This window comes from Streptomyces sp. NBC_01214 (assembly GCF_026340975.1).
In the GTDB taxonomy this organism is placed as follows: domain Bacteria; phylum Actinomycetota; class Actinomycetes; order Streptomycetales; family Streptomycetaceae; genus Streptomyces.
Genome location: NZ_JAPEOS010000003.1, coordinates 1,440,841 through 1,463,016, shown reverse-complemented (window position 1 = coordinate 1,463,016; position 22,176 = coordinate 1,440,841). Strand labels below are relative to the sequence as shown.

Here is a 22,176-nt window from a genome sequence, read left to right as displayed (position 1 = left end):
GCCCCAGTAGGGTGATCGCATGAAGATCATCGACCTTGAGCCCGGCGACCCCCGGCACACCTCCGACCTGCTCCCCGTCCTGTGCGAACTGCGTCCCCACCTCACCGAGGAGCTGTTCCTCAAGATCCTTGCGGAGGCGCACGGCCAGGGGCTGCGCTTCACCGCCGCCTACGACGCGGACGGCGGGTGCGTGGGCGCGGCCGGCTGGCGGATCGTCGTCAACACCGCGGCGGTCCGCTCGCTCTACGTCGACGACCTGGTCACCGCCGCCGCCACCCGTTCCACCGGCGTGGGCCACGAGCTGCTGGCGCACCTGGAGCAGCACGCCCTGGCCGCCGGTTGCACCGCCCTCACGCTGGAATCCGGCACCCAGCGGACGGACGCACACCGCTTCTACTTCCGCGAGCGGATGGCCGTGACCGCCTTCAGCTTCGAGAAGCCGCTGGGCTGAGGCGTGCACCCGTGAGGGAGCCGTGGACCCCGGGCGGGGTGCGGGTGTAGTGCCCGCCCGTCCGGCCGCCGCCCTGGCACCATGGCGGCATGGAACGTGTGCTTGGAATCGGCGGGTACTTCATCCGGGCGGCCGACCCGGCGGCCCTCGGCGCGTGGTACCGCGACTGCTTGGGCCTGGACGCCGACGAGCACGGCCTGTGGCAGCAGGACGCCGGGCCGACGGTGTTCGCCCCGTTCGAGTCCGAGACCGACTACTTCGGCTCCCGGGCTCAGCAGACCATGCTCAACTTCCGGGTCCGCGACCTGGACGCGATGCTCGCGCAACTGCGCGCCAAGGGCGCGGACGTGGACGAGAAGACGCAGGACATGGAAGGGGTCGGTCGCTTCGGCTGGGTCACCGATCCTGCCGGCAACCGGGTCGAACTGTGGCAGCCCGCCTGACCGCGTCGCCCGGTCGGCGGTCATACCTCCCGCACGGGGCCGCAGGCCACTCTCCCCGAATTGGCCTTGCCCGGAGGTCGATTGGCCTCGATACGTTCGCAGCATGCGCATCCAGATCGTAGACGCCTTCACCAGCCGCCCCTTCACCGGAAACCCCGCCGGTGTGTGCCTGCTCCCGGCCGGCCCCTGGCCGGACGACGCGTGGCTGGGGCAGCTCGCCGCCGAGCTGAACCATCCCGAGACGGCCTTCGCCCTGCCGCTCCCGGCCGGGGCCGGAGCCGACTGGGAGATCCGCTGGTTCACCCCGCTCGTCGAGGCCAACCTGTGCGGCCACGCCACGTTGGCCACGGTGCACACGCTGCGCCGGGAGGGGTTGCTGACCGGCGGCCCCGTGCGGTTCCTCAGCCGGTCCGGCGGTCTGCTCACCGCGTGGGCCGAGGACGGCGAGCCCGGGGAGGACGGGGAGGACGGGGAGATCACCCTGGACTTCCCGGCCGCCCCCGTGACCGAGGTCGTGGTACCCGCGGGTCTCGCCGACGCCCTGGGGATCCGGCCGGGGGCCACGTTCCGTACGGGGGCGCTGGGCGATCTGCTCGCCGTACTGCCCGACGAGACCGCCGTACGGGCCCTGCGGCCCGACCTCGCGGCGATCGCGGCCCTGTCCCTGCGCGAGGAGGCGCGCGGGGTCATCGTCACCGCGGCGGCCGACGCGGTGGAGTCCGGGTACGACTTCGTCTCCCGGTTCTTCGCTCCCGCGCGCGGCATCCCCGAGGACCCGGTCACCGGCAGCGCCCACACCGCGCTGGCCCCGTACTGGGCGGCGCGGCTGGGACGCGCCGACGCCCTCACCGGCCTCCAGGCCTCGGGACGCCCCGGGTTGGTCAAGGTCGCGCTCCACGGGGACCGGGTACTCCTCACCGGCCGCGCGGTCACCGTCCTCGAGGCCACGCTCCGCGTCTGACCGGCCCCGGGCGGCCGTGACCGAACCGTCGCCGCCTCGAAGCGTGATCGACCTCGTCGGCAGGGGCGCCCCCTTGCTAGCTTCCTGGCGAAGCCGACCCCTGGAGGACCGATCCCATGCCAGTATCCCGAGGCCACCGCAGTGCACTGAGCGCGGCGGCAGTGGCCGCCGTCCTGCTGGCGGGCGCCACCGGGTGCGGGGACGAGGACGGCACGGCCGCGGCGGCCTCCGTCTCGGCGTCCGCAGAGGTGTCGGCGTCGGTGTCCCCGTCGGATTCCGCCTCGGTGTCGGCTTCCGCCTCGCCGTCGGCCCCCACCTCCTCGCCGCCCGGGTCCTCCGCATCCGCATCCGCGACCCCGGCCACGGCCGTGCCCCGGGCCGTGACGCCTCCCCCGGCCCGGACCCGGCTCACGGTCGCGGTCGACACCCGGGGCGGTCGGCTCGCCCTCGTACGGGGCGGCGCCCCGCAGGAGTTCACCGTCACCCTGCGGAACGGCAACTCCGCCGCGTACCGGCACCTGCTGGTCGCCTTCCAGATGGAGATGCTGGTCGGCGAGGCCGGCGCCGGGGCGGGCAGCGGGCCGGGGTTCCTGCTGGAACGTTTCGACCCGGCCTCGGGCAGCTGGCGCCCGGCCGACTTCCGCATCGCCAATGACGTCAAACCGCCGTCCCTGTTCTCGGGTGGCGGCCCGCTCGCCCGCGAGGCCGTCCGCACCGAGCGCTACCGGCTGCGCGCCACGGCGGGCGGACCCACGGGCAGCAGCCCGGTGGTGGTGTCCTTCATCGACACGGACGCCGGCGGTGAGGCCGTGGCCCATGTGGTCCTCGGGCACAGCACCCGCTGAGTGCCGTGCCTAGGCCCTGCCGCCCGGGATCGTCCAGGTGAACTTGCCGCCACTGACCCAGCGGACCACCTCGAGGTCGTCGAGGTCGTGGATCGTGATCCCGGCCTCCGCGGCGATCAGGAGCACGTCCGTCATCGAAGTCGCCCTGCCGACGAACTCGCCGTCGACCTCCACGATACGGAAGGGCGGGTTTCCGGGTTGCACCCCCAAGACGGTGATCCGCGCCGAGGAAATGTGTGGTGTCGAGCCTTCGGTCATGCGGAGACGTTCGCATGCCGTGACCGGTGACGGGCTCGGCGACACGGTCCGAGGGGCCGATCTTCTTCCTCCGCGGCAGCGCCCAGAGCCACGGCGCACCTCCGCGGGAACGGCCTCAGGCCGTCTCCCGACCCGCCTCCCCGAGGGCGAACGCCGCGGTGCGCCAGGCGGCCGTGACCGCCTCGCGAGCCCGGTCCGTAGCCTCCGGCACCCGGTCGGGCAGGTGCAGCGGCGAGCCGATGTGGACGTGGAAGCAGGGCCTGCGCAGCGGGGCGGTGAAGACGCCGGCGAGCTGCTTGGCGCCGCTCCCGGAGCAGAGGCGGCGGGCACCCGCCTGGCCGACGGGCACGACCGGGGCGCCCGTCGCGGCGGCGAGCCGGGCCAGGCCGCTACGGAAGGGGCCGGGGGCCGTCTCCCCCGCGTCGCGGCGCACGGGCAGCCGGCCTTCGCCGTAGAGCAGCACGCTGCGGCCCGAGGCGAGGGCGACAGCCGCCGCGTCGAGGGAGTCGGCGGCGCGGGCGGTGCCGCGGTGGACGGCGATGTGGCCTTCGCGGCGGAGCGCGGAGCCGAGCAGCGGTACCCGCCAGAGGCCGCTGGTGGCCAGGATGACCGGCTCGATCCCGTACCGGCGCAGTGCGGCGACCACGACGGCCGGGTCGGCGAGGGAGGTGTGGTTGGCGACCAGGATGGCGCCGGGGGCGGGCCGGTCCCCGGGGTCGGCGGTGACGGTCAGCCGCCCGAAGGCGGGCACGAGGGCGGCGGCGATTCGGCTGAGCATGGACGACCCCGTTCGGACGGTGCGGTGCGGTGGTGGTGCGGTGCGATGTGTCCCATGGTCGGCCGGTGGGCGGGCGGGGTCATGAGTAGGCGTACTCAGCGAATATGACCGAACGGTCACAAGATCCAGCGGATGGAACGGGCGGCGTACCGGGGGCATCTGGCAGTGCGGCGGGGCCCCTGGGGCCTCGCCGGTCGTATCGGCATGATGTGAGCAGCAAGGCGGGGCTGGGATGAAGTCGGTAACGGTGGCGGGCGGTTCCTCGGACGACCCGGAGATCGAGGCAGTGACCACCGCTCTGGAGGGGGAGCCCGAAGCTACGGCCGGGACCGGAACCGAGGCCGAAGCCGGTGCGGAGCCCGGGAGCGAAGCCGCCCCCCTGGCCGACGCCGACTCCGAACTCCCCGGCGATGCCGGTCCCGAAACGGACTCCGCCCCCCACGGCGCAGCCGACGCCGAGGCGGACGCAGAACCCGCGGGCGAAGCCGCCCCCCGGACCGAGCCGAAGGCCCAGGCCGGCTCCGAACTCCCGCACGATGCCGACCCTCAAGGCGCAGCCGAGTCCCAGCCCGCGAGCGAAGCCGATGCCGGACTCCCGCGCGACACCGAACCCGAGGACCAGACCGACCCGACCCGCTCCGCGGCGGAAGCCGATGCGGCGGAGCCAAAGGCCGACGCGGAAGCGGACACGGAACCCCAGGCCGACGCCGAACCCGAAGCGGAAACGGAAGCCGAGAGCACCGCCGACTCCGAGGCGGAAGTCGTTGCCGCGGCGCCGACCGCCGACGCCGACGCCGAACCCAAGGGCGAAACCACCCCCCGGGCCAAGCCGAAGGCCCAGGCCGGCTCCGAACTCCCGCACGATGCCGAGTCCAAGGGCGACGCCGAACCCGAGGACCAGACCGACCCGGCCCGCTCCGAGGCGGAAGCCGATGCGGCGGAACCGAAGACCGACGCCGGGCCCGAAAGCGGCTCCGAACTCCCGGACGATGCCCGTCCCCAGGCCAACGCCGAACCCGAGGCGGAAGCCGTTGCCGCGGCGCCGAAGAGCGACGCCGAGGCGGGCGTAGAGCCCGAGGGCGAAGCCGCCCCGCGGGCCAAGGGGAAGGGGCAGGTCGGCTCCGGGCTCCCGGACGATGCCGAGCCTGGGGTGGACGCCGAGGGCGCAGATGCCGTTGGGCTCCCGAGCGCAGCCCGTTCTGAGACGGACGCCGAGCCCGAAGCCGGGGGCACGGCCCGCTCCGCGGCGGAGGCCGACGGCGAAGCCAGTGCTGGGGACCGGGCAGACACCGGACCCGAGCCGGAGGCTGAGGGCGACGTCGTCGAAGCCGCGTCCGACGAGACGATGCTCATCACCCTGCCCAAGCAGAAGCCCGTCGAGCCGGACGCCCCGCGGAAGGCGCCCTCCTGGGCTCGGGAGGTGGAGCCGGACCCCGAGCGGACGAGCCAGTTCGTCGCGCTCAAGGACGTCGACCTGCCCGCCCCCGTCGCGCCGCGAGCTCAACCGCACTCCCCCGAAGCCAAGGTCGCCGGGCCGGCCCCCGCCGCGCCGCTGCCTCCGCTCGACCTGCTGGCCGAGCTCACCAACACCCGGCCCCCGGCGGAGACCCCGCGCCGGACCGCGCTGCGCCGCGTCAAGATATGGACGCCGATCCTGCTGCTCCTCGCGGGCGCCGGCGCCGGCGCGCAGCTGATGCGCCCCCTGCCCGCCCCGCAGCTCGTCGCCGCCGAGACCGACCGCACCGTCGACGGTCAGTTCTCCGTCCCGTGGCCCGCCAAGGGCCAGGGCGCCGTGCGCGTCTCCGGCTCCGGCGACATCGGCACGTTCGGTGAGCAGAAGCCCGTCCCGACGGCCAGCGTCGCCAAGGTGATGACGGCCTACGTGATCCTCAAGGGCCACCCGCTGCGCAAGGCCGACCCCGGTCCGGACATCACGATCGACGCGAAGACCGTGGCGGACGGCAACTCGGAGCACGAGTCCCGCATCACGAGCCTGACCCCCGGGCAGAAGTTCAGCCAGCAGGACATGCTCAAGATGCTCATGATCCCCTCGGGTAACAACGTCGCCCGCCTGCTGGCACGCTGGGACACCGGCACCGACTCCGAAGCCGCGTTCGTCGCGAAGATGAACGCCGCCGCCAAGGAGCTCGGAATGACGAACACCACGTACACGGACCCCAGTGGTCTGGACGCGGGCACCGTCAGCACCGCCGTCGATCAGCTGAAGCTCGCCGAAGCCGTCATGAAGGACGAGGTGTTCCGCTCGATCGTCGCTCTGCCGAACGCCTCCATCAAGGGGTTGCCCACGCGGCTCGAGAACAACAACACCCTGCTCAACAACACCATCCGGGGCATCAAGACCGGTTCCAGCACACCCGCCGGCGGGACCCTGATGTGGGCGGCGTACAAGTCGATCGATGGCAAGGACCAGTTGATCCTCGGCACGTTGATGGACCAGCGGGTGGACGGGCCGGACGAGGACGCCGGGAACAGCCTGAAGCTGGTGCTGGCGAACAGCAAGACGATCATCGAGGGGGTGCGGACGGCGCTCGCCTCGGCTCCGGTGATCCGCAAGGGCGACGTCGTGGGCCATGTGGACGACGGGCTCGGCGGCCGTACGCCGCTGGTGGCCACCAAGGACCTGAACGTGATCGGCGTCCCCGGCCAGAAGCTGAAGCTGTCCCTCACCACCGGTGACGGTGCCGGTGCGGGCGCCGGACCGCTGCCGCACAGCGCGAAGGCCGGTTCCGAGGTGGCCGTGCTGACGGTGGGCAGCGGGGAGGGGGCCCGGAGCGTGCCGGTCGCGGTCAAGGGGGCCCTGGTCGAGCCCGGCTTCGGCACCCGGCTCACCCGCGGTCGCTGAGCGGTCGGCCGGTCGGTCGGCCGACCACCGCCGGCCCCGGCAGAGGGGGAGGCCGCGCCCGTCGGGCGCGGCCTCCGCCGTTTCTCAGGCGCCCGGCGGAACCCTGGACGGGCGGCCCGTGCCGCGCGTCAGGGAGTACCCGAGGACGCCCGCGAGGGCGGCGATCACGCCGCCCGCGGCGGTCCAGATCCAGCGGTCGGACCACCAGCCGCCGGACCAGCCGTCCTCCGGCTCGCGCAGGGTCGCGGTCACGGTGCCGGCGACCAGCGGGGTGGAGAGGGCGCCGTCCACCGCCTGGACGCCGCCGGTCTCCTTCACCTCGGCCTCGACGGCCGCGCGCACCGGCAGGCCCTTGTCCTCGTCCGGCAGGTCGACGACCGTCAGGCGTACGTAGTAGCTGCCCGGCAGCGGATCGTTGGCCCACGGCTCGGCTCCGGCGCGCACGGTGCGCAGGGTGCAGGACAGTTCGACCGTGGCGGCTTCCTTCGCCGCGGCCGCGGTCTGCGTACCGTAGGCACAGGCCTGCCGGCGGCGCAGTCCGTCGTACACGTCGAGCTGCCAGGTCGAGGCGCCGTGCCGGGCCGCCGGCTCGGGCAGGGTGACGGCGGCCTTCACCGTGGCGCGCTGCTGCGCGTCGATCGGCACCACCCAGTAGAGGTAGTCGCCGCTGGACGCGCCGGCCGTGGCCTTCTGGCCCGGGCGGAACGCCGCTGCGGTACGGAAGCTGGTGCCGGCCTCGGTCGGGGCGGATTCGGCCTTGGCCCCGCCCCCGCCCGGACTCGCGCTGGCGCTGGCGCTCGGCGAGGGCGTGTCCGCGACGGCCGTACCCACGGCCGTGCCCGCCACCGTGAGGGCGGCGGCCGCGGCCAGCAGGGACGCGGTCAGTGTGCCTACTCTACGCATCAGTTGGTCCTCCAGACGGAGATGCGCCAGCGGGAGATCCATCCCCACACCAGGCCGGCCAGCAGTCCGGCGAGTGCCAGCACGGCCAGGAGCCACCAGCCCCGCCCGAGGCCGAACGCGGCGACGTCGGAGGCCCCGTCGGGTCCGTCCACCAGGTCGATGGTCAGCTCGACGGGCATGCCCGGGGTCGTCTTGACGGAGGCGGGAGCGGAGAAGGAGTTGCTGACCTGGAGGCAGACGGTCTCCGGCACGGGCTTGGCGTCCGAGTCCAGGCCGTCGATCTCGGCCTTCGGGTAGCGCAGGCCGGTCGAGAGGACGTCGGTACGCCCGTTGCCCGCTTCCGAGCCGCGCACGATCTCGCGGCCGTGGACGGTGGTGGCGCGCAGCAGGACGCCGTAGTCGTTGTTGACGGCGCGGTCGGCGCCGATGCTGACCGAGGCGCGCAGTTCCTGCCCCGGGAGCACGTCGACCCGGTACCAGCGGTGTTCACCGAAGGTCTCGCGGTCGCTGTAGAGGCCGGCCTTCAGCTGCGGGGCGCCCTGGCACTGCTTCGCGCCCTCGGTCGCCACCGGGTTGACGACCGGGTCCGCGGCCCGGTCGACGAGTTGTTTCACCCTGTTGGAGAGGTCCGCCTTGTGCTGCACCGAGGTGTAGGTACCGCCGGTGGCCTCGGCGATGCAGGTCAGCTGGGCCCGGGTCTTGGCGTCCGGGACCAGGCCGAGGGTGTCGATGACCAGGTGGATGCCCTTGGCGGCGATGTCGCGCGCCACTTCGCACGGGTCGAGCGGGGCGCAGGTGTCCTCGCCGTCCGTGATGAGCACGATCCGCTTGGAGCCGTTGCCGCCCTCCAGGTCCTGGGCCGCGCCGAGCAGGGCCGGTCCGATCGGCGTCCAGCCGGTGGGGGCCAGGGTCGCCACCGCGGTCTTCGCCTCGGTCCGGTCGAGGGGGCCGACCGCGTAGAGCTGCTTGGTGTCCTTGCACCCCGTGGCCCGGTCGTCGCCCGGGTAGTCGGCCCCCAGGGTCCGTATGCCGAGGCGCACTTCGGCCGGGACCGCGTCGATGACCTCGTTGAAGGCCTGCTTGGCCGCGGCCATGCGGGACTGTCCGTCGATGTCGTTGGCCCGCATGGAGCCGCTCACGTCGAGGACGAGGTCGACCTTGGGGGGTTCCTTCGCCGTCGGTTCGTCGGCGGCGGTGGCGCTCGCCGGGAAGAGCCCGACGGCCAGGGCGGCGAGCAGGCCGCACGCCCCGACCGCAAGCCGTTTTCTTGTGATCATCGCCGGATCGTATTGAGGATCGTCCGGCAAATCCAAAACGGGCTCCCCGCGGGGGCTTTCCGGGTGTCCAAGCGGTGTACGCGGCCCTGCGCGACCGTCCGCGGGGTGGTGGGCGGGGGCGGACCGGCGGATATCCAGGTGCAGGGGGACCGTGCCCGACCTAGGCTCCGGGGATGAGCGCTACCCGTACCTTCCGCATCACCGTCCGCGGCTCGTTCGACGGTCTGACCGACGACCAGAGGGCCGAGCTGCTCGCCGCCGCGCCCGAGCACGACATGCTGCGCGCGGAGTTCACTGCCGAGGGGCACCTCACGTACGACCTCGCGGCCCGTCCCTTCTTCACCTTCCGCTTCGTGGACACGGGTGAGGCCGAGGAGGACATCCTCGACGCGACGGCCCGGGCGGAGCTGGCGGCGGAGAGCTGGCTGGCCGAGCGCGGGTACGGGTTCAAGCAGCTGAAGTCGCAGGCCCAGGACATGTCGCTGGCCCCGCTGGGCAAGCGACAGCGCCGCGAGGCCTCCCGGGCCGTCGTTTAGGTCCTGTCGTCAAAGTGGCGTCGGCCGAGCCCGCGGCGTCCGGTGCCAAGGGATCTCTCCAGGCCCGCAGGGCCGAGAGGAAACATCGCAAGGCGGAGGGGCGCCCGTGTATTGGACGCACTCGGGCGCCCCGACCATGCTGCCAGGTGCGGTGCCGGGCGTCGCGGGCCCGACGGGACTGTGACGACAGGGCCTGGGCCGGGGGTGCCTTCCGTGTCTTGCCCGGCCTGACCGGTCAGTTCGGCGGGCTCGCGGCGAAGACGCCCGCGAGGTGGGCGGCCAGTGGGCGCGGGGCGGGCGGAGAGAGCGGGAGCCGGGCGCCGAGGTATCCGTCCGGGCGGATCACGAAGGCCGTGGGCTCCTCGGCCGCGTAGAGGCGGGCGAACTCTCCCCGGCCGTCGGTGTAGACCGGCAGTGTCGTCCCGTCAGCCTCGATGATGGCGTGCGCGTCGGCGCCCGTGCCCGCGTCCGCCGCGAGCACCAGGCAGACCTGCATCCGGCCGCCCGAGGACTCCCGGGCCGTCCGGACGAGTTCGTCGAGGCCCGCCCCGGTTTCGGAGCCGGGCCCGAACCCGGCTCCGTAGAGCAGCAGTACGTGGTCCCGCTCGCGCAGGACGTCGTACAGGCGCAGCGGGTAGGCGGTGCCGGGCCCGGTGAGGCCCGCGCAGTCCGGTGCCCGGTCGCCGGGCCGGGGGCCCCTGCCGTCGCCGGCCGGGTCCACGGTCGGGCTTCCCCGGTAGCCGACGAGGAGTTGGGCCTCGCGCATCATCACCGTCGCCGGGTCGTCGGGGTCGTTCTCCATTCCCTCGACGGCGTGTCGTACGGTGCGACCGACGACTTCCTCGCCGACCGGCCGGCGCTCGGCGTCGTAGCCGGCGAGCAGGCCGGGGTGGGCCGCGCCGGCGCACGCCAGGGCGAGCTTCCAGGCCAGGTTCCAGGCGTCCTGGATGCCGGTGTTCATGCCCTGGGCGCCGGTCGGCGGGTGGATGTGGGCCGCGTCCCCTGCGACGAAGACCCGGCCGTCGCCGTAGCGGTCCACGATCCGGTGGCTGATGCGGAACACCGAAGTCCAGCGGATGTCGAAGGCGGTGGTCGGCTGCGGTGAGAGCCGGTCCAGGACGGCTTGGATGTCGGCCAGTGCGGGGCTCCGGCCGCTCTGCAGGCCATGGGTGATGCCGTCGGAGGCGGCCGCGTCCTGCCGTGCGGTGGAGAGTTCGGGCGGCACCATCATCGACATGCGGTACCGGCCCCGGCCGGGCAGCGGGATGCAGACGAGCACGTCGTCGACCGCCCCGTCGTCGTCGAGGTGCATGGCGCGCAGGTTGTACCCGGGCGGCAGGTCCCAGTCGACGCGTACGTCGGCGAGCATGTACTCCTCGGCGAAGGCCCCGCCCTCGAAGGTGAGGCCGAGTCCTTTGCGGACGATGCTGTGCGCGCCGTCGCAGCCCACCAGGTACCGGGTCCGCAGCTCTTCCTGCGCCCCTGACGGGGTGTGCAGCCGGCAGGTCACCCCGTCGGCGTCCTGGGTGAACGACACGAGTTCGGTGCCCCGTTCGACGGCCGTTCCGAAGCGGCCCAGGAACTCGTCCAGGATGCGCTCGGTCTCGTACTGCGGCAACGCCGCGAATCCGTAGGGCACTTCGGGCGGCACGGAGAGCTCGGTGCGGGCCTTCTCGACGCCGTTGACGTACAGGAACTGCCCCCGCATCGGGACGGCCGCCTCGAGGGCGGCGCGGACCATCCCCATGCGGTCCCACACCTCCAGCGTGCGCGGCTGGATGCCGACGGCCTTCGCGAACGGCAGCCGGGCCGGCAGCCGGTCGACGATCCGACAGGTGACGCCGCGTCTGCGGAGCTCCGCGGCGGCGGTCAGCCCGACCGGGCCGGCGCCGACGACGAGGACGTCCGTTGCGTAGGTGTGCGCCACTGGCGCCTCCTGGCGTGCGGCCCCCGTAGAAGTGGATGCCCTTCCATGGTGGCCGCCCGCCAGGTGTCCGGCATCTTTACTCGATCACGAGGTCCACGTCGATGTTGCCGCGGGTGGCGCGGGAGTACGGGCAGACCTCGTGGGCCTGCTTGACCAGCAGGGCGCCCGTCTCGCCGGCCAGGGATTCCGGGAGCTCGACGCGCAGGGTGACGCCGAGGCCGAAGCCGGCACCGTCCTTGCCGATCGAGACCTCCGCGGTGACCGAGGCCTCGCTGGTGTCCACCTTGGCCTGGCGGCCGACCAGGCCGAGCGCGCTGGCGAAGCAGGCGGCGTAGCCGGCGGCGAAGAGCTGCTCGGGGTTGGTGCCCTGCCCGTTGCCGCCGAGCGCCGGGGGCATGGCCAGGGCGAGGTCGATCTGGCCGTCGGAGCTGACGGCGCGGCCCTCGCGGCCGTTGGCGGTGGCGACAGCGGTGTAGAGCGCGTCCATGAGAGTTCCTCTCGCAGAAATGAACCGTGGCGGCGGCCGGTGGTCGACCGCGCTCCACCAGTAGAGCACGCAATTCAGTTGTGCACAATTCAATGCCTTCCAAGTTCTGCCCGGGTACACTGGCCGACATGACCGAGCAGCCCACCGCGACCCACTCCGACCAGGGCTTCCTGCGCCTGGACGGCCAGATCTGCTTCGCGCTGAACGCGGCGAGCCGCGCCTTCGGCGGCCTCTACCGCGTCGTCCTCAAGGACCTGGGCCTCACCTATCCCCAGTACCTGGTGATGCTGGTGCTGTGGGAGCACGGCGAGATGCCGGTCAAGGAGATCGGGCAGCACCTGCGGCTGGACTCCGGAACGCTGTCCCCGCTGCTCAAGCGGCTGGAGGCGGCCGGACTGGTCCGCCGCGAGCGCAGCACCGAGGACGAGCGGTCCGTGCACGCCCACCTGACCGAGGAGGGCGCCGCGCTGCGCGCCCGCGCGGTGGAAGTACCCCGGCGGATCGCGGCCGCGACCGGCTTCGATCTGGCCGAGGTCATCGACCTCCAGGCCCGGCTGAACCGCCTCACCGCCGCCCTCGACGCCGCCGTGCCCCGGGAGGCCGGAGAGGCCGGAGAGGCGTAGCGGCCTCCCGCACCGGACACTGGGTCCGGGAGGCGGGCTGCGGGGCGGGGCGGCGGGCAGGAGGTGCGCGATGGACCCGGTTGCGGCGCTGGACCGGATCGCCTTCTTGCTGGAGCGTGCGCAGGCCCCCACCTACCGGGTACGGGCCTTCCGGTCCGCCGCGGCCGCGATCACTCGGATGGGCGGGAACGAGGTGGCCGAGCGGGTCGCGGCCGGTTCCCTGGAGACCGTGAAGGGCATCGGCCCCAAAACGGCCCAGGTCGTGCGGGAGGCCCTCGGCGGGAACGTGCCGGCGTACCTACAGGCGCTGGAGGACGAGATCGCCGCGCTCCCCGAAGGACCGCCGCCCACGCCCGCCGCCACCGCGCTGCGGGCGGCCCTGCGCGGCGACTGCCACGTGCACTCCGACTGGTCCGACGGCGGCAGCCCGATCGAGGCGATGGGGCGGGCGGCGGCCGCACTGGGCCATGACTGGGCCGTCCTGACCGACCACTCGCCGCGCCTGACCGTCGCCCGCGGGCTCTCCCCGGAGCGGCTGCGCGAGCAGCTGCGGGTGGTGGCCGAGCTCAACGCCACCTGGGCGCCCTTCCGGCTGCTCACCGGAATCGAGTGCGACATCCTCGACGACGGAGCGCTGGACCAGGAGCCGGAACTGCTGGACCGGCTCGACCTGGTCGTCGGCTCGGTGCACTCGAAGCTGCGGATGGACCCGCCGGCGATGACCCGGCGGCTGCTGGCGGCCGTGCGCAACCCGCTGATGGACGTCCTGGGCCACTGCACGGGGCGGCTGGTCACCGGCCGGACCCGGCCGGAGTCGCAGTTCGACGCCGAGGCGGTCTTCGCGGCCTGCGCACGGAGCGGTACCGCCGTGGAGATCAACAGCCGGCCCGAGCGGCTGGACCCGCCCCGGCGGCTGCTGCGCCTGGCCGTAGCCGCCGGCACCTTCTTCGCGATCGACACGGACGCGCACGCCCCGGGCCAGCTGGACTGGCAGATCGTCGGCTGCGAAAGGGCCGTGGAGTGCGAGGTTCCGCCCGGGCGCGTCATCAACACCTGGCCCGCGGAAGCGCTCCTGACCTGGACCCGCACCCGCGAGATGCCCTGAAGGCTGCCTACGGGTGCCCAGTGCGTACCGGGAGCGACCGCAGACCCGTCTCGTACGCGGCGATCACCGCCCGGGGGCGGTCGCGCAGGCCGCGCGTGCGGCGCGCCGGGGCCCACGCGGATCCGCGCCGGGGCCCACGGGGGATCACGGCGCGGTGCCCCGCCCGTGTCGGCCCCGACAGACCGTCGTCCAGGTCCTGACGGGCGCGGCCGTGATCATCCGGGTCGCAGGGCGGTCGGGGCGCCGTTGGGCACCGCCGAGACGGGCGGCCCCCACCCGTACGGCGGCGCGGGCCCTGCGCGTAGAGCGGACCCTGCGCGCCGAGCGGGCCCTGCGCGTAGAGCGGGCCGGAGCGCACGGCCCACCTCGTGGCGATGGCTCACGGGCGGAGTTCGACGACCAGCAGGATCACATCGGCTCCGGCCACCGCCATCGTGGCCAGGAAGGGGAGCCTTCCGGCAGGCCGGCGGGCCGCGAGGAGCAGCGCCGTCGCGGTCGCGGCGAGCAGCGTCCAGCCGTACGCCGTCACCCGCCCCGGTGGTCCGACGACCAGGGTGACGGTCGAACCGAGGACGAGCAGCCCGGCCAACGCGGCCGAGAGCCGTAGGCCCAGCCGCTGCGGCAGCCCCGCCACACCGGTGGCCAGGTCGTCCTCGATGTCCGGCAGCACGTTGGCGAAGTGCGCGCCCGCACCGAGGAGGGCCGCGGCAGCCGTGAGCCAGGGCGGCGGCCAGGGGGCGCCGGGCAGGCCCAGGGTGACGAAGGCGGGCAGCAGGCCGAAGGCCAGGGCGTACGGGACCCAGGAGGCGGCCGTGCTCTTGAGCCGGAGGTTGTAGGCCCAGGCGGCCGCCACGCCGACGAGGTGCGCGGCGGCGGCCAGCAGCCCGCAGGCCAGGGACAGCGGGACGCAGAGCAGCAGCGCCGCGGCCGCGGCCCGGGTCACGGCCGCTGCCGGCACCGTACCGGCGACGAGCGGTTTGTCCCGTCGGCCCGTGGCCAGGTCGCGCCGCAGGTCGGCCCGGTCGTTGCACCAGCCCACCGACAGCTGTCCGGCGGCCACCGCGCCCACGGTGACGGCCGCCCGCGCCGGGCCGTGCCCCGCGGCCGCCGTCAGGGCGGCGGCGAAGAGGGTCACGGCGGCCGCGGGCAGCGGGTGGCACGCGGCGGCGAGGCCGCGCACGAGGCCGGGGCCTGGGCCGGGCGCTGCGTTCCGGGTGGCTTCGGTGTTCTCGCGGGTCTGGGCGGTTCGCGCGGGCACGGCGACACGCTACGCGGCGCCGCGCCCGGTTCGCCTGATTCATAACGATGTGTCAGTTGTTTTCTATGGTGAACGAATGACACGTGTTCTGGCAGTGCGCAGCGTGTTCCCGCCCCATCACCATCCCCAGTCCGAGATCGCGGAGGCGCTCGCCCGCTTCCTGCCACCGGGCTCCGACACCGCCCTGCTGCGCCGCGTCCACGGCTCGGTGCGCGTGGACGGCCGACATCTCGCGCTGCCGTTGGAGCGGTACGGTCCGGGGAACGACTTCGGCGCGACGAACGCCCTCTTCATCGAGACGGCCCTCGAACTCGGCACCCGGGCCCTCGAACTCGCCCTCTCCGACGCCGGCCTGGCGGCCCGGGAGGTCGACCTGGTCATGTCGACCACCGTGACCGGGCTCGCGACGCCCTCGCTGGAGGCCCGTCTCGCCACCCGTGCGGGCCTGCGTCCCGACGTACGGCGGGTGCCGCTCTTCGGCCTCGGCTGCGCGGCCGGCGCCGCCGGAGTGGGCCATGTCCACGACCATCTGACGGGGCGCACCGGCCACGCGGCCCTCCTGCTGTCCACCGAGCTCTGCTCGCTCACCCTCCAGTCCACCGACGCCTCGATGGCCAACCTGGTGGCCGGCGCCCTGTTCGGCGACGGCGCCGGCGCCCTGGTGGCGGTGGGCCGCGACCATCCCCTGCACGCCACCGGCGCCGGACCCGAGGTGGTGGCCGCCCGCAGCCGCCTGTACCCGGGCACCGAGCACCTCCTCGGCTGGGACATCGGCCACTGGGGGATGCGCATGGTGCTGGGCCGCGAACTCCCGGACCTGGTCCGGCTGCACGTCGCCGAAGAGGTCGAATCCTTCCTCGCCGCGCACGACCTCAAGCCCGCGGACGTCGACGCGTGGATCTGCCATCCCGGCGGCCCGAAGATCCTCGACACCCTTTCGGACGCCCTCGCGCTGCCGGAGTCGGCCTTCGCCGCGAGCCGGCGCTCGCTCGCGGCCGTGGGCAACCTCTCCTCCGCCTCGGTCCTGCACATCCTGGACGGCGTCCAGAGCGCGGGACCGCCGCCGCCCGGATCGGTCGGGCTGATGCTCGCCTTCGGTCCGGGCTTCGCCTCCGAACTCGTCCTCCTGCGCTGGTGAGCCCGATGAATTCGATCCCCGCCCTGCCCGCCTCCACCTCCCTGGCCCCGTACCTCCTGCTGATCGGGCTCGTCGCCGCCGAGCGCCTCGCCGAGCTGATCACGGCCCGCCGCAACGCCGCGTGGAGCCTGGCCCGCGGCGGTCGCGAGTACGGCCGCGGCCACTACCCGGCCATGGTCGCCCTGCACACCGCGCTGCTCCTGGGCTGCGTGGTGGAACCCTGGGTGGCCGGGCGGCCGTTCGTCCCCCTGCTCGGCTGGTCGGCCCTCGTCGTCGCCGCGGCCGCCCAGGGCCTTCGCTGGTGGTGCATCGCCACCCTCGGCAAGCGCTGGAACACCCGGGTGCTGGTCGTTCCCGGGCTGCCGCTGGTGGAGTCGGGACCGTACCGGCTGCTGCGCCACCCCAATTACGTGGCCGTGGTCGCGGAAGGCGTCGCGCTGCCGCTGGTGCACTCCGCCTGGATGACGGCGCTCGGCTTCACCGTGCTCAATCTGCTGCTGCTGCGCGTACGGATCGGCTGCGAGGACGCCGCCCTGACCGACGGCGGCCGGCTGCGCGCGCCCGCCTCCGTCCACTCGGCCGGCGCCGCCTCGTGATCGACCTGCTGATCGCGGGCGGTGGCCCGGCCGGACTGGCCACCGCCATCCACGGCGCGCTCGCCGGCCTCGAGGTCGTGGTCGTGGAGCCGAGGCCCACCCCCATCGACAAGGCCTGCGGGGAGGGCCTGATGCCGGGGGGCGTGCGCCACCTCCGGGAGCTGGGCGTCACCGTGGCCGGGCAGCCGTTCCGCGGCATCCGCTACGTCGACGGAGAGAGCGGCCGCTGCGCCGAGGGGCTCTTCCGGTCCGGCCCGGGGCTCGGCGCACGGCGTACGGAACTGCAGGCCGCGCTGGCCGAGCGCGCCGCACGGCTCGGCGTACGGGTGCTTCCCGGGCGCGTCGGCCAGGTGCGCCAGGACGTCCACCAGGTCAGCGCGGCCGGGCTCACCGCCCGCTACCTGGTCGCGGCGGACGGCCTGCACTCCCCCGTCCGTCGCGGGCTCGGCCTGTCGGCGCCGCTCGCCCCCCGCCGACCGGCACGCTACGGGCTGCGCCGCCACTACGCCGCCCCGCCGTGGAGCGACCTCGTCGAGGTGCACTGGTCGGCGCGGTGCGAGGCCTACGTCACCCCGCTGGCGCCCGACCGGATCGGCGTGGCCATCCTGACCTCCGACCAGGCCCCGTTCGACGTGCAGTTGGCCCGCTTCCCGGCACTGGCGGCGCGCCTGGCCGCGGCGGAGGGGACGCCGGTGCGCGGGGCCGGGCCGCTGCGCCAGGGGGCCCGCGTACGGGTGGCGGGGCGCGTGCTGTTCGTGGGGGACGCGGCCGGGTACGTGGACGCGCTGACCGGTGAGGGACTCACCCTGGCCGTGACGGCGGCGGGCGAGCTGGTGCGGTGCGTCCGGACGGGGCGCCCGCAGGCGTACGAGCAGGCCTGGCGGGACCTGTCGCGCAACTACCGCACGCTCACCGCGTCCCTGCTGTGGGCCCGTCACCAGCCGCGGCTCGCGCCCCGGATCGTCCCGCTGGCCGCCCGGCTCCCCCGCATGTTCACCGGGGCGGTGAACATGCTCGCGTGACGGCGGCATCGGCGCCGGCTGCCGCTCCGGTGGAGCCTGCGGCCGGTCAGGGCTCCCGGCGGTTGCGCAGGGCAAGGCCTGCGAGGACCGCACCGACCGCCGCGCACGGCACGACGGCGACACCGGCCCAGGCCAGGGTGCCGCCCACCGCGCCCGCCAGCGGGTCGTACCGCAGCGACCCGCCCAGCACGTGCAGGGCGACCACGCCGAGAGCGGTGGTCGCGCCCGCCCGCCACACGTTCGCGGTGTCCCGGAGCGCCACCAGCGCGCCGCTCACCAGGCAGAGCACGGTGACGAGGAGGGGCAGGTAGTCGGCGGGGGCCGCGAACTGCGGGGCCGTCAGGTCGTTCGGCAGGTGCAGGGCTCCACTGGCCAACAGGGCGATCGCCACGGGCCAGCGCAGGACGCGCCGCGGCGCCCGGTCGCGGGACGCGACGGGCGGGGCCACTGCGGGCGGGTCCACGGGGGCGGTGAGCCGGAGCGGCGCCTGGCGCGGGGCGTCGGACAGCTCTGGGTACCGCGGCTCGTGCGGCTCCTCGTATCTCTGCTCGCACCTCGCCGCGTACGGCTCCGCGGGCGGCCCGGCGCGGCCCCGGCGCTCCGCCTCGGCCGCGTCCTCCTTGCCGAGGACGGTCACCAGCAGGGCGACGTCCTCGGCGGACCGGCCGACGGCGGCGGCGGCGCGCAGCGTGGGGTCCGCCTCGGCCACCTCGTGCGGCGACTCGCCCAGGAGGGTGACCATCCGTCGTACGTCCTGCACCGCTCGGGTCACGGCGGCCGGGCGCAGCGCGTCGTGTCCGGCGTCGGGCAGCGGGCCGCCCTCCTTGAAGAGGCTCACGAGTGCGGTGACCTCCTCGACCGGACGGCAGGTGGCCGCCGTCTCCGGCCGGGTCCGCACGGGCGGCGTGTTCGGCTCGTCCGCTGCTATGGGTTCGGGGGTTCCGCGGCGGTCTTCGTGCCGTCCCGCCGCGAGGGTCATGGGGTCGTTCATGGAAAGCTCCGTTCGCCGACGCGCGCGTCTACGCAATCGCACGCCGGTCATCGTGCGTCATGGAAAGCGCACGCTTTGTTACATTGAGTGCCACTTCCGCCCACTGCGCCATTCGGGGCGGGCAACCGGGGGTCTCCACTCGGGCCCCGAAGGGAAAGGGCGTCGGCCGTGTCCGACTTCTACCGGTTCCGCCTCCGGTGGGCCCTGCTGCTGCCCGTCGTGTTGCTGACGCTGTTGGGCGTGGCGCCCGGTCCGGAGGGGCCCGTCGTGGAAACCGACCGGGGCCCGGTGCGGGGCCGGGGGCACGGCGCGTACGACACCTTCGAGGGGATCCCCTTCGCCGCCGCCCCGACCGGTCGGCTGCGCTGGCGGCTGCCGGAGCCGGCGCCGCGTTGGGAGGGCGTACGCGATGCCGGGGCGCCCGGTCCGCGCTGTGTGCAGCTGCCCGCGATCGGGCCGGGCGGGCCGACCGGCTCGGAGGACTGCCTGTACCTGGGCGTCACCGCTCCGGCGGGCGGGGCCGCCGCCGGGGGCCGGGGGCGGCCGGTCATGGTGTGGTTCCACGGCGGCGGCTTCTTCAGCGGCTCGGGCGACGCGTACCGGCCCGACCGGCTGGCCACCCGGGGCGGCGTCGTGGTCGTGACCGTGAACTACCGGCTGGGCGTCTTCGGGCTGTTCGGCCATCCGGAGCTCGGCGGGGCGCCCGGTTTCGCCCTCGCGGACCAGCGGGCGGCGCTGCGCTGGGTGCGGGCGAACGCGGCCCGCTTCGGCGCGGACCCGGGCGACGTCACCGTCTTCGGCGAATCGGCGGGGGCCCTCAGCGTCTGCGCGCACCTCACTTCCCCCGCCTCTGCGGGCCTGTTCCACCGGGCGATCGTGCAGAGCGGATCGTGCTCGACCACGGCACCGCCGCGGTCCCTGCTGCCCGGCCTCGGCACGTACGAGCCCTTCGTGCCGGAGCGGCGCACGGTTGCGGACGGCGCCCTGGTGGCGGCCCGGCTCGGCTGCGACCGGCCCGGCGGGGTGCTGGACTGTCTGCGCGGGCTGGGCACCGACACCCTGGCGACCGCCGAACTGATGCAGCGCTTCTCGCTGGTCTCCTACGGCGGCGACGCGCTGCCGCTGGAGCCCCGGCGGGCGCTGGAGGCCGGCCGGTTCCACCGGGTGCCGGTCGTCCAGGGCACCACGCAGGACGAGATGCGCCTCTTCCTCGCGCAGACCCTGGCGGCGCATCCGATCCCCGACGAGGTCGCCTACCGGGCCCGGCTGGAGCTGTCCTTCGACGGGCCGACCGCCCGCGCGGTGGAGGCCGACTATCCGGTGTCCGCCTTCGCGACCCCGGCGGTGGCGTGGGCCACCGTACTGACCGACGCGTCGTTCGTCTGCCCGACGCTGCGGGACGGCGCGGCGCTGGGCCGGCACGTGCCGGTGTACGCGTACCGGTTCAGCGACCGGGGCGCGCCCGACTTCACGGGCCTGCCGCAGCCACCGGACCTGCCGTACGGCGCGTCCCACGGCTTCGAACTGCCCTACCTGTTCACGATCGCGCCGCTGACCGGACCGCAGCGGCAGCTCGCCGACCGGATGACCGACTACTGGACCGCCTTCGCCCGCACGGGCGTTCCGGCGGCGCCGGGAGCGCCGCGATGGCCGAGCGACCGGACTTCGGCCTCGGCGCTGTCGTTGGCGCCGGGGGCGGGCGGGATCCGTACGGTGGACGCGCGGGCGGAGCACCACTGCGCGCTCTGGGACGCGCGGTGGCCCGGGGTCACCAGGGCTCGGTGATGCTCAGCTGCCCACCCGTCGCGGTCTGGAGCGTCACCGTGCCCGAGTCCCCGTAGACCTCGTGCCGCCAGGCGGCGAACAGCTTGGCGATCTCGCGTGCGGCATCGCCCCGGCTCTTGCCCACTTCCTCGGTGGTGAAGGTGATCGTCGCCTGGCCGACCGTGCGCACCTTGCGGACGCGGACCTCCTTGATCACCTCGGGATCGTCGTAGCCGTCGTCGGCCTTGTGCTTCACGTAGTGGGCGGTGAAGTCGCGGGTCATGTCGAACCAGTCCGCCGGGCCGCAGGGGCCACCGCCGTTGGCCACCTGACCATCGGTCGGCGGGCCCACGTAGGCGCCCGTCTCCTGATCGGTGGGCGGGCCGGCGTAGGCACCCGTCTCCTGGTCCGTAGGCGGACCCGCGTAGCTACCCGTCTCCTGATCGGTGGGCGGGCCGGCGTAGGCACCCGTCTCCTGGTCCGTAGGCGGACCCGCGTAGCTACCCGTCTCCTGATCCGTGGGCACGTCGAGATCGCACTCCGCCTGAGCGAGCACGGATACGCCCGCGGGCGGCGCGGCCTGTCCCGGCCGTGTGGTCCCGCAGGCCGCCAGGGCGGCGCACAGGAGCCCCGCCACCACCAGCCGTCCGGTCACGGACTCCGCTGTCTTGGTCATGTCCATCCCCCCTTTGTCAGCAAGAGGCGATCGCGGCGGCCGGGGTTCCACCTCGTGGTCGCGATCCGCCTCACATGGGCTCGCCCCCTGGGTCTGGGACGGGAGAAGGGTCCACGGGCCGGCTGGGTCCGCTCCTGACGCCGTCCGCCTCGCTGCACCCCCAGGGAGGGCTCATGCGCACGCGCATGTGCACCGGAACCGCGTCGACGCCGCTGAGGTACGCAGCGCGGAGGGCACGATCCGGCGCCCTCAGCCGAGCACGACGCGGTCCCCGACCCGGGCCGTTCCCGGCGTGACGATCCTCGCGAGCGCATCGAGCCGGTTGCCGTGCGCCCTGGCGATCGCCTTCAGGACCAGCGGCGAGTGCGGCAGGTCCTGCTGGGCCTGGTTCGTCATCACGCACCGCTCGCTGGAGCGCAGGAACTCGATGCGGAGGGCCTCCCCCACGACGGCCTCGCGCCCGATCCACTCGTCCTCGACGAAGGGTGGGGTGCCGGGCGGGGTACGCACGAGGACGTTCGGGCGGAACCGGCGCTCGTCCACCGGTACGCCCGGCACCTCGCGGCGGATCCAGTCGAGGGTGGCCGTCGTCAGGACGCTGAGCGGCAGTTGGTCGAAGTGCGAGACCTCCCCCTCGCGGGCGAGCTCCACATCGTCACGGCCGACGTGGGTACGCAGGTACGCCGCGGGGTCGGCCACCACGTTCCCGTGCGGGTCGAGCAGTTCCGGCGGACCCGGCTCCGGGGTGCTGCGCGGGTAGCGGGAGCGCAGGTGGAGCAGGCCGTCCATCCGCCGGAAGCGCCGGGTGTTCTTGCCCGAGCCGAACTTGCCCTCCGCGTCGCGCACGGCGTACAGCCGGTCGCCCACCAGGCCCCGCTCGTCGACGTCCACGCTGTCCAGCCGTTCGCCGCCGGTCGACTTGATCGGGTACCGCCACAGCCGCTCGATCACGCCCGCTACATCAAGATCGTTTCCCATGCCCGGGAGGACTACGGTGGCCGTATGGCCGGTTCCACGCCCCTCCCCCTGCTCTACCTCGATGTCGACGGCCCCCTGATCCCCTTCGGCGCCGGCCCGTACCCGCCCGGCGACGACGCCAATCCCCTGCTCGCCCGGATCGATGCGACGCTCGGGCCCCGGCTGACGGCGCTGCCCTGCGAGCTGGTGTGGGCCACGACCTGTACCGTTAACCTCGCGCTTTCATGAAGCGGGCTGTCCGACGGGTGGTCAGGTAAGCGAGAAGTGCCTCTGACCAGCAAGAATGAGGATTGTCG

At 74.2% G+C, this 22,176-nt stretch carries 23 protein-coding genes; 13 read left to right on the top strand and 10 right to left on the bottom strand.

Annotation, left to right across the window (positions count from 1 at the left end; all coding sequences use genetic code 11):
• The first annotated feature begins 19 nt into the window (after positions 1-19).
• The 4 genes from OG594_RS43005 (at position 20) to OG594_RS42990 (ending at position 2,700) form a co-directional block, all read left to right on the top strand.
• Positions 20-451: a GNAT family N-acetyltransferase gene (locus OG594_RS43005; protein ID WP_266607832.1), complete on the top strand. Its 432-nt coding sequence runs from the start codon at positions 20-22 to the stop codon at positions 449-451.
• Between the two features lie 89 nt (positions 452-540).
• Complete coding sequence (locus OG594_RS43000; protein WP_266607830.1) at positions 541-894, top strand: VOC family protein; 354 nt, start codon at positions 541-543, stop codon at positions 892-894.
• A gap of 103 nt (positions 895-997) precedes the next feature.
• On the top strand, positions 998-1,855 hold the full coding sequence (locus OG594_RS42995) for a PhzF family phenazine biosynthesis protein (protein WP_266607828.1): 858 nt from the start codon (positions 998-1,000) through the stop codon (positions 1,853-1,855).
• Between the two features lie 116 nt (positions 1,856-1,971).
• Positions 1,972-2,700, top strand: a complete 729-nt coding sequence (locus OG594_RS42990) for a hypothetical protein (protein ID WP_266607826.1) — start codon at positions 1,972-1,974, stop codon at positions 2,698-2,700.
• Positions 2,701-2,709: 9 nt separating this feature from the next.
• Here OG594_RS42990 and OG594_RS42985 read toward each other — a convergent pair whose 3' ends face one another.
• A complete protein-coding gene (locus OG594_RS42985; protein WP_266607824.1) occupies positions 2,710-2,958 on the bottom strand; it encodes a hypothetical protein in 249 nt (82 codons plus the stop codon).
• 115 nt (positions 2,959-3,073) lie between these two features.
• The gene (locus OG594_RS42980; RefSeq protein ID WP_266607822.1) at positions 3,074-3,736 is read right to left on the bottom strand and encodes a lysophospholipid acyltransferase family protein; all 663 of its coding nucleotides are present in this window, start codon (positions 3,734-3,736) and stop codon (positions 3,074-3,076) included.
• A 232-nt stretch (positions 3,737-3,968) separates the two neighbouring features.
• Between OG594_RS42980 and OG594_RS42975 the strand changes: the two genes are divergently transcribed.
• Positions 3,969-6,599, top strand: a complete 2,631-nt coding sequence (locus OG594_RS42975) for a serine hydrolase (RefSeq protein WP_266607820.1) — start codon at positions 3,969-3,971, stop codon at positions 6,597-6,599.
• Positions 6,600-6,683: 84 nt separating this feature from the next.
• Here the strand turns inward: OG594_RS42975 and OG594_RS42970 are convergent, their stop codons facing one another.
• Both OG594_RS42970 and OG594_RS42965 read right to left on the bottom strand, forming a co-directional pair.
• The gene (locus tag OG594_RS42970; protein ID WP_266607818.1) at positions 6,684-7,502 is read right to left on the bottom strand and encodes a hypothetical protein; all 819 of its coding nucleotides are present in this window, start codon (positions 7,500-7,502) and stop codon (positions 6,684-6,686) included.
• Positions 7,502-8,779 carry a VWA domain-containing protein gene (locus OG594_RS42965; protein ID WP_266607816.1) on the bottom strand — a complete coding sequence of 426 codons (1,278 nt, stop codon included), beginning with the start codon at positions 8,777-8,779 and terminating at the stop codon, positions 7,502-7,504. Before OG594_RS42965 ends, OG594_RS42970 begins: the two co-directional genes overlap by 1 nt.
• A gap of 173 nt (positions 8,780-8,952) precedes the next feature.
• On the opposite strand from OG594_RS42965, the gene OG594_RS42960 reads away from it, so the two are divergent.
• The gene (locus OG594_RS42960) at positions 8,953-9,315 is read left to right on the top strand and encodes a DUF6204 family protein (RefSeq protein ID WP_266607815.1); all 363 of its coding nucleotides are present in this window, start codon (positions 8,953-8,955) and stop codon (positions 9,313-9,315) included.
• A 235-nt stretch (positions 9,316-9,550) separates the two neighbouring features.
• Here OG594_RS42960 and OG594_RS42955 read toward each other — a convergent pair whose 3' ends face one another.
• Positions 9,551-11,242, bottom strand: a complete 1,692-nt coding sequence (locus OG594_RS42955; protein ID WP_266607813.1) for an FAD-dependent monooxygenase — start codon at positions 11,240-11,242, stop codon at positions 9,551-9,553.
• A gap of 76 nt (positions 11,243-11,318) precedes the next feature.
• Positions 11,319-11,729: an organic hydroperoxide resistance protein gene (locus tag OG594_RS42950; protein ID WP_266607811.1), complete on the bottom strand. Its 411-nt coding sequence runs from the start codon at positions 11,727-11,729 to the stop codon at positions 11,319-11,321.
• A 128-nt stretch (positions 11,730-11,857) separates the two neighbouring features.
• Between OG594_RS42950 and OG594_RS42945 the strand changes: the two genes are divergently transcribed.
• Both OG594_RS42945 and OG594_RS42940 read left to right on the top strand, forming a co-directional pair.
• On the top strand, positions 11,858-12,352 hold the full coding sequence (locus OG594_RS42945; protein ID WP_266607809.1) for a MarR family winged helix-turn-helix transcriptional regulator: 495 nt from the start codon (positions 11,858-11,860) through the stop codon (positions 12,350-12,352).
• Between the two features lie 70 nt (positions 12,353-12,422).
• Positions 12,423-13,457, top strand: coding sequence for a PHP domain-containing protein (locus OG594_RS42940; protein ID WP_266607808.1), 1,035 nt, complete (start codon positions 12,423-12,425; stop codon positions 13,455-13,457).
• A gap of 379 nt (positions 13,458-13,836) precedes the next feature.
• Here OG594_RS42940 and OG594_RS42935 read toward each other — a convergent pair whose 3' ends face one another.
• Positions 13,837-14,715: a UbiA family prenyltransferase gene (locus OG594_RS42935; protein ID WP_266607807.1), complete on the bottom strand. Its 879-nt coding sequence runs from the start codon at positions 14,713-14,715 to the stop codon at positions 13,837-13,839.
• 76 nt (positions 14,716-14,791) lie between these two features.
• On the opposite strand from OG594_RS42935, the gene OG594_RS42930 reads away from it, so the two are divergent.
• The 3 genes from OG594_RS42930 to OG594_RS42920 are packed head-to-tail and all read left to right on the top strand — an operon-like array spanning position 14,792 to position 17,471.
• Positions 14,792-15,853, top strand: coding sequence for a type III polyketide synthase (locus OG594_RS42930; RefSeq protein ID WP_266607806.1), 1,062 nt, complete (start codon positions 14,792-14,794; stop codon positions 15,851-15,853).
• 5 nt (positions 15,854-15,858) lie between these two features.
• Positions 15,859-16,449, top strand: a complete 591-nt coding sequence (locus tag OG594_RS42925) for an isoprenylcysteine carboxyl methyltransferase family protein (RefSeq protein ID WP_266607805.1) — start codon at positions 15,859-15,861, stop codon at positions 16,447-16,449.
• The gene (locus OG594_RS42920) at positions 16,446-17,471 is read left to right on the top strand and encodes an NAD(P)/FAD-dependent oxidoreductase (protein WP_266607804.1); all 1,026 of its coding nucleotides are present in this window, start codon (positions 16,446-16,448) and stop codon (positions 17,469-17,471) included. Before OG594_RS42925 ends, OG594_RS42920 begins: the two co-directional genes overlap by 4 nt.
• Positions 17,472-17,517: 46 nt before the next feature.
• Here OG594_RS42920 and OG594_RS42915 read toward each other — a convergent pair whose 3' ends face one another.
• On the bottom strand, positions 17,518-18,462 hold the full coding sequence (locus tag OG594_RS42915) for a hypothetical protein (RefSeq protein WP_266607803.1): 945 nt from the start codon (positions 18,460-18,462) through the stop codon (positions 17,518-17,520).
• A 168-nt stretch (positions 18,463-18,630) separates the two neighbouring features.
• On the opposite strand from OG594_RS42915, the gene OG594_RS42910 reads away from it, so the two are divergent.
• Positions 18,631-20,247 (top strand): carboxylesterase/lipase family protein, encoded by a 1,617-nt coding sequence (locus tag OG594_RS42910; RefSeq protein WP_266607802.1) that lies wholly within the window; start codon positions 18,631-18,633, stop codon positions 20,245-20,247.
• On the opposite strand, the gene OG594_RS42905 is transcribed toward OG594_RS42910, so the two are convergent.
• Together OG594_RS42905 and OG594_RS42900 are read right to left on the bottom strand one after the other, a co-directional pair.
• Entirely contained in the window at positions 20,231-20,902 is a 672-nt protein-coding gene (locus tag OG594_RS42905) for a hypothetical protein (protein ID WP_266607801.1), read from the bottom strand. The two genes, OG594_RS42910 and OG594_RS42905, sit on opposite strands and share 17 nt — an antisense overlap.
• 249 nt (positions 20,903-21,151) lie before the next feature.
• Complete coding sequence (locus OG594_RS42900) at positions 21,152-21,880, bottom strand: MOSC domain-containing protein (RefSeq protein WP_266607800.1); 729 nt, start codon at positions 21,878-21,880, stop codon at positions 21,152-21,154.
• Positions 21,881-21,904: 24 nt separating this feature from the next.
• Here OG594_RS42900 and OG594_RS42895 point away from each other — a divergent pair, with 24 nt between their 5' ends.
• Positions 21,905-22,108, top strand: a complete 204-nt coding sequence (locus tag OG594_RS42895; protein WP_266608922.1) for a hypothetical protein — start codon at positions 21,905-21,907, stop codon at positions 22,106-22,108.
• Positions 22,109-22,176: the final 68 nt, after the last annotated feature.